The 6,199-nt window shown below is 67.3% G+C and carries 5 protein-coding genes and 1 riboswitch; of the genes, 2 read left to right on the top strand and 3 right to left on the bottom strand.

From position 1 onward, the window contains the following. The first annotated feature begins 52 nt into the window (after positions 1-52). Positions 53-176, top strand: a riboswitch (TPP riboswitch). After that, positions 169-1,983 (top strand): phosphomethylpyrimidine synthase ThiC, encoded by a 1,815-nt coding sequence (gene thiC, locus U9983_RS05780; RefSeq protein WP_416211287.1) that lies wholly within the window; start codon positions 169-171, stop codon positions 1,981-1,983. Its footprint overlaps the riboswitch before it by 8 nt. A 137-nt stretch (positions 1,984-2,120) precedes the next feature. On the opposite strand, the gene U9983_RS05785 is transcribed toward thiC, so the two are convergent. Beyond that, positions 2,121-2,978, bottom strand: a complete 858-nt coding sequence (locus U9983_RS05785) for a hypothetical protein (RefSeq protein ID WP_322753026.1) — start codon at positions 2,976-2,978, stop codon at positions 2,121-2,123. A gap of 444 nt (positions 2,979-3,422) precedes the next feature. Between U9983_RS05785 and U9983_RS05790 the strand changes: the two genes are divergently transcribed. After that, positions 3,423-4,013, top strand: coding sequence for a L,D-transpeptidase family protein (locus U9983_RS05790; RefSeq protein ID WP_322753027.1), 591 nt, complete (start codon positions 3,423-3,425; stop codon positions 4,011-4,013). A 37-nt stretch (positions 4,014-4,050) separates the two neighbouring features. Here U9983_RS05790 and gnd read toward each other — a convergent pair whose 3' ends face one another. Further along, positions 4,051-5,070, bottom strand: coding sequence for a phosphogluconate dehydrogenase (NAD(+)-dependent, decarboxylating) (gnd, locus tag U9983_RS05795; RefSeq protein ID WP_322749046.1), 1,020 nt, complete (start codon positions 5,068-5,070; stop codon positions 4,051-4,053). Positions 5,071-5,281: 211 nt separating this feature from the next. Next, positions 5,282-6,196 (bottom strand): acyl-ACP desaturase, encoded by a 915-nt coding sequence (locus U9983_RS05800; RefSeq protein ID WP_322753029.1) that lies wholly within the window; start codon positions 6,194-6,196, stop codon positions 5,282-5,284. Positions 6,197-6,199 lie beyond the last annotated feature (3 nt).

Raw genomic sequence — 6,199 nt, forward strand, 5'->3', positions numbered from 1 at the left:
TTTACCGATCCGGTGGCGGCAGCGTCCGGGCTGCCGTACCGTTCGCATCATCCAACGTCAACGCGGGAGCTTCCGCCACAAGGAGGCTGAGAGGGCGGTTGGGGTCACACCCAGGTGCCGCCGACCGCCGAACCTGTCCGGATAATGCCGGCGTAGGGAGCCATCGCCGTGGTGCTGCCTGTTGACCGAACCGCTTCAATTTCCGTATCCGGGCCGCCACCTGTGCCCGTTTCGGTACCCACTTCGGTACCCACTGCCGCAGCCGGCGGCGACGCCGCGCCGGTGACCTCCGGCCCGCTGCCGGGCAGCCGCAAGACCTACCTCGTCGGCTCCGCGGACGACCTGCGGGTACCCATGCGTGAGGTCGTGCTGTCCACGGGCGACAGTGTGATCCTGTATGACACATCCGGTCCGTATACCGACACTGATCAGGTCACCGACGTGCGCCGGGGGCTGGCACCCCTGCGCGACACCTGGATCGCCGCCCGCGCCGACACTGAGGTCGTGCAGGGTGCCGGGCCCGTGATCCGTGACGGTGAAGGGCTGCGGGCGCGGTCACCTCGTCGGGCACTGGCCGGTCGGGCGGTCACCCAGCTGGCGTACGCCCGCCGCGGCGAAGTCACGCAGGAGATGCAGTTCGTGGCCCTGCGGGAGGGTCTGTCCGCCGAGACCGTACGCGCGGAGATCGCGGCCGGTCGGGCGGTGCTGCCGGCGAACCCCAACCACCCGGAGTCCGAGCCGATGGCGATCGGCCGCGCCTTCCTTGTGAAGATCAACGCGAATATCGGAAACTCGGCGGTGACCTCGTCCATCGAGGAGGAGGTCGACAAGATGGTGTGGGCGACCCGCTGGGGTGCCGACACCGTCATGGATCTGTCCACCGGGCGTGACATCCACACCACCCGAGAGTGGATCATTCGAAACTCCCCGGTGCCGATCGGAACTGTGCCGATCTATCAGGCGCTGGAGAAGGTCGGGGGCAAGGCCGAGGAGCTGTCCTGGGAGGTCTACCGGGACACCGTGATCGAACAGTGCGAGCAGGGTGTGGACTACATGACCGTCCATGCCGGGGTGCTGTTGCGTTACGTCCCGCTGACCGCGCGGCGCAAGACCGGGATCGTCTCCCGCGGCGGCTCGATGCTCGCCGCCTGGTGCCTGGCTCACCATGAGGAGAACTTCCTCTACACGAATTTCGCCGAACTGTGCGAGATCCTGCGGGCCTATGACGTCACGTTCTCCCTTGGGGACGGGCTGCGGCCGGGGTCGATCGCGGACGCCAACGACGCCGCCCAGCTTGCGGAGCTGGCAACGCTGGGGGAGCTCACTTCTGTCGCGTGGGCGCACGACGTCCAGGTCATGATCGAAGGCCCGGGGCACGTCCCCATGCACAAGATCAAAGAAAACATGGAGCTGCAGAGCGAGTTGTGTCACGACGCGCCCTTCTACACCCTTGGGCCGCTGACCACGGATATCGCGCCGGGCTACGACCACATCACCTCCGCGATCGGCGCCGCGATGATCGGCTGGTACGGCACGGCGATGCTCTGCTATGTCACGCCCAAGGAGCACCTCGGGTTGCCCGACCGCGACGACGTGAAGGCAGGCGTGATCGCCTACAAGATCGCAGCCCACGCGGCGGATCTCGCCAAGGGGCATCCGGGCGCCCAGGCGTGGGACGATGCCCTCTCCGACGCCCGGTTCGACTTTCGCTGGGCCGACCAGTTCCATCTTGCGCTCGACCCGGAAACCGCCGAGGCGTTCCATGATGAGACGCTGCCCGCGGCGCCCGCCAAATCGGCCCATTTCTGCTCGATGTGCGGCCCGCACTTCTGCTCGATGCGGATCAGTCAGGACGTGCGTAAGTACGCCGCCGACCACGGGCTGGATACCACCGAGGCCGTTGAGGCGGGGATGCGGGAGAAGGCCGAGGAGTTCGCAGCCCACGGTGCCCGGCTCTACCTCCCCATCGCCGACCAAGCGTAGGCCGTTGAGGCCGTCCTGATGACCGGAACCACCTACCGTTCGGCCGAATGTCGTCCGACGGTAGGTGGAATCGGTCGCCATGGTGACGTGGTCCACCTAACCGCGCCCGGTGCCGCGTCCCTATTGCCCCGGTCGTTCTAAAGATCCGGGTCCCACCCGCGCTGGCGGAGCGCTGTCATGACCTGACCGGCGACGTGTTCCGGCTGGCTCCGCAGCGCGTGAACGGGAAAGCGGAGGATCATGCGGTCCTGAAGGACCCCGGCATTCTGCCGGGCCAGATCGCTCCACCAGTGCTGTGCTTCCCGGTGATACCCACCGTCGATCTCGATCCAGACCCGCCACGGTTCGTACCAGACGTCGAGATAACGCCGGCCACCGGCGTCGATCTGCTTCTGTCGTTGGCCGGAAGGCAGCCCGAAGCGTTTCTCGATATTCCGGTACAGGATTTCAGCTACCGAGTGGGCGCCGTCGTCAAGGTCGCTCAGGGTGTCGATGATCAGGCTATGGCGGCGTAGCGGTCCGCGTCCTTCCACGGCGCGACGAAGGTCCGCGACGGTGACCAGCCGCTGCTGGACACCGGCGGCCAGCGCCGCGCGGGCGTCATCGTCTTCCTCGGCCCAGTTGGCCATGTCCAGGATCGACCGGGGAAGCCGCGTCCTGGGCGGCACCTTCCGTGGGTGTACGTGATCTGAACCGAGGTTCTTGCTCCGATGGATGCGGACACCGGGTCGGGGAGCGACATGGCGGGTGGCATCGACGATCACGATGATCGGCCCGCCGTCGAAGCCGCGGAGGCGGTCGAAAGAGGCGGCACAGGCGCCGCCGAGGACCGCGCCCGGACCGATCGATTCGATGGCGGCCCACATCGCCTGGATGCTGGTGATCGGACCGGAATGGGTGACGAGTACGCCGTGCATCGGGCGTTGCCAGCGGCCACTGGTGATCTTCCAGCGGATGTCCGACCGGGTGAGGCCAGCCCGGAGAGCGGTGCGCACCGCGATGACCCCGCACTGGGACTCCGCGATCTTTTCCCAGCCGGAGCCAGGGCCATGAGTATCGATATGGGCTGAATCCGGGTTAAAAGCCATTCCGGTACGGTGGCACGACTTCAGCCTGGTCCGAAAGGCTGATCAAAAACCTGTGGATGGCGAGACCGACCGGCCAGATCTGGCCAGATCTGGCCAGATCTGGCCGTGTCCGGCCAGGTCCCGGTTAATCTGATGATCGGTAGGTGGGTAGGGTCATTCACGCGACCGTATCCACCTACGCGCCCGCCGATCGGCGTCTGACGGTAGGTGAAAGTTGTCGCCATCACGACCGAAATCACCGACCCTGCGACCATGGAGTTGACCACGGCACTTGTCGAAGGCGCCGTGGGCGCGTTACATGTGCCTGGACCAGGGCACCCCGGGCTGCGGAGGGGAGGCACGGACGGCCGGATGGAGTACACGACGATTTCTGAGTTTGGTGCGGAGATGTCCGGGCGGATCACCGACGTGAACCGCCAGGTGGTTGTGGTGTCGGCGCCCGACCAGACAGCCACGATCAACACAGTTACCTTGTGGCAACGCCTCGACGGTGGTGGCGGCTGGATCCAGGTCGCTGCTCCACTCACCGGCCGCAACGCGGAAAACGGCTGGTCGTCGGACCATATAGATGGTGATCTGCGTAGCCCAGTCGGTGTGTTCACCCTCACCGCCGCGGGCGGGCGTCAACCCGACCCGGGCACGCTGATGCCGTACGAGTACCGGCCGTCCTACTATCAGGCGGGTGAGCCGGCCATGGCGGCCGCGTTCGACTACGTGGTCGCGATCGACTACAACCGGATGCCCGGCTACCCGCCATCAGACCCGAACCGTCCCCTCGGCGCGGCGGCCGGCGGCGGCATCTGGCTACATGTTGATCACGGTGATGCGACCCAGGGTTGCATCACCGTGACCCGAGAGGGCATCATCGCCATCCTCGCGTGGCTGTCGCCCGCCAGCCGGCCGCTGATCGTCATGGGCGACGTGGCGTCACTCAGCAAGTAGCAGCGCTCAGCACGTCGCAGCGTTCAGCACATAGGCGTCAGCCGATTGGTTTTTCGGTGTGGCCGCCGAACTGCTTGCGCATCGCAGACAGCAGTTTGTCCGCATACATGGCCTCGCCGCGGGAGGCGAACCGCTCGTACAGCGAGGCGGTGAGCACATGGGCGGGTACACCCTCCTCGACCGCGGCGAGTACGGTCCAGCGGCCCTCGCCCGAGTCGGACACCCGGCCGCTGAACGACTCCAGTTTCGGGTCCTCGACGAGCGCCGCCGCTGTCAGGTCCAGCAGCCAGGAGCTGACCACGCTGCCGCGGCGCCAGACCTCGGCCACCTCCGCGATGTCGAGGTCGTACTGGTAGTACTCAGGATGCGCCAACGGGGTGGTCTCGGCGTCGTGGTCACCGGCATGCTCCCGGCCGATGCCGGCCTTGCTGAGGATGGCCATCCCCTCGGCGAAGGCTGCCATCATCCCGTACTCGATGCCGTTGTGGACCATCTTCACGAAGTGTCCGGCTCCGTTCGGCCCGCAGTGCAGGTAGCCCTTTTCGGCCTGGGTCGGTTCACCGGTGCGACCCGGCGTACGCGGTGCCGTCGCCAGCCCCGGGGCGATCGTGGCGAACAGCGGTTCGAGCCGTGACACGACGTCACGCTCGCCCCCGATCATCAGGCAGAAGCCGCGTTCCAGCCCGAAGACCCCACCGGATGTGCCGACGTCGACGTAGTGGATGCGCCGGTCGGCGAGCTCGGCAGCCCGGTCCACATCGTCGCGGTAGTAGGAGTTTCCACCGTCGATGATGATGTCGTCAGCGTCGAAGTGCTCGGCGAGCGCGAACACGGTCTCACCGGTGAGACCGGCGGGGACCATCACCCAGGCGGCGCGGGGGACGGTGAGCGCCGCCGCGAACTCCGCGAGCGTCCTGGCGCCGGTCGCGCCCTCGGCCGCCAGCTGCTCCACCGCCGCCGGGTTGACGTCGTAGACGACGCAGTCGTGCCCGTCGCGCATGAGCCGACGCACCAGGTTGGCGCCCATCCGGCCAAGACCGATCATCCCGAGCTGCACGAGGTCTCCCGTCGTTGTTGGGCTGGTGCTGGTGCTGGTGCTGGTGCCCGTGCCGGCCCGGTGCCGGCCTGCGCCGTGCCCCGGCGGGCGGTTCTGCGCCAGGCCGGTAGGCCGGTAGGCCCTAGGTCATTGTCTCGCGGCCCACCGGCCACGGCACCACCCCGCCGGTCAGTCCTGCTGATCCGTGTGCCACACGACCCGCGGCGCTGGTTCAGGCCCGGGCGGCGGCGAGCGCGTTCGCGCGCTTCTCTTCGTGCTTCCTGGCGAGACCATCGACAGCCTCGAGGTACTGCGCGACGTTTGTGCGGGCCTGTTCGGCCTGGGCGTCGAGACCGTCGAGGTCGAAGAACTTCCAGTGCCGCAGGAGTGGCGTGACGACCTCGTCGTGGTGGATGCGAAGGTCGTAGATCCCGGCCCGGGCGATCTGCTTGGCTTTGCGATCGAAGTCGTCGATACCCGTCCCGGGCATCTGGAACGTCACGATCTCCTCGGCGATGGCCCGGACCGTCGCGGACCGGGCGATCTCCAGTGCGGCGGTGATCAGGTTCCGGTAGAAGATCATGTGGAGGTTCTCGTCCGCGGCCACCCGGGCGAGCAACTTCTCCGCGGTGGGGTCCTGGGTGAACCGGCCCGTGTTGCGGTGGCTGATCCGCGTCGCGAGTTCCTGGAAGGAGACGTAGGCGATGGCGCGCAGCGGTGTCTTCTCGTCGCCGTCGAACCCGTGCTGCATCTGGATCATGCGGCCCCGCTCAAGGGCCACCGGGTCAACACCGCGGGTCACCATCAGATAGTCGCGCATCGCGATGGCGTGGCGTCCCTCCTCCGCCGTCCAGCGGTGCACCCAGGTACCCCAGGCGCCGTCCCGCCCGAAGGTCGTCGCGATCACACGGTGGTAGCTGGGCAGGTTGTCCTCCGTGAGCAGCCCGACCTCGAAGGCGACCTGGGCGACGTCTGACAGCCTGGACTGGTCCGGCTCCCAGGCCAGGGTGTCGAAGTCGCGGCCCTGGCTCCACGGGACGTACTCGTGCGGCATCCATTCGGCGGCCAGGCCCAGGTGGCGGTCGAGGTTGGCCGCGGCAACGGGCTCAAGCTCACGCAGAAGGTCAATGTCTGTGAACGAGGTCATGGG

Origin of the sequence: Protofrankia sp. Cas3 (assembly GCF_963555955.1) — a bacterium.
Classification (GTDB): Bacteria; Actinomycetota; Actinomycetes; order Frankiales; family Frankiaceae; genus Protofrankia.

Excerpts from the sequence above, each read along its gene's own strand:
- U9983_RS05790 (WP_322753027.1), top strand. The coding sequence starts at position 3,423 with ATGGAGTACACGACGATTTCTGAGTTTGGTGCGGAGATGTCCGGGCGG.
- U9983_RS05800 (WP_322753029.1), bottom strand. The coding sequence starts at position 6,196 with ATGACCTCGTTCACAGACATTGACCTTCTGCGTGAGCTTGAGCCCGTT.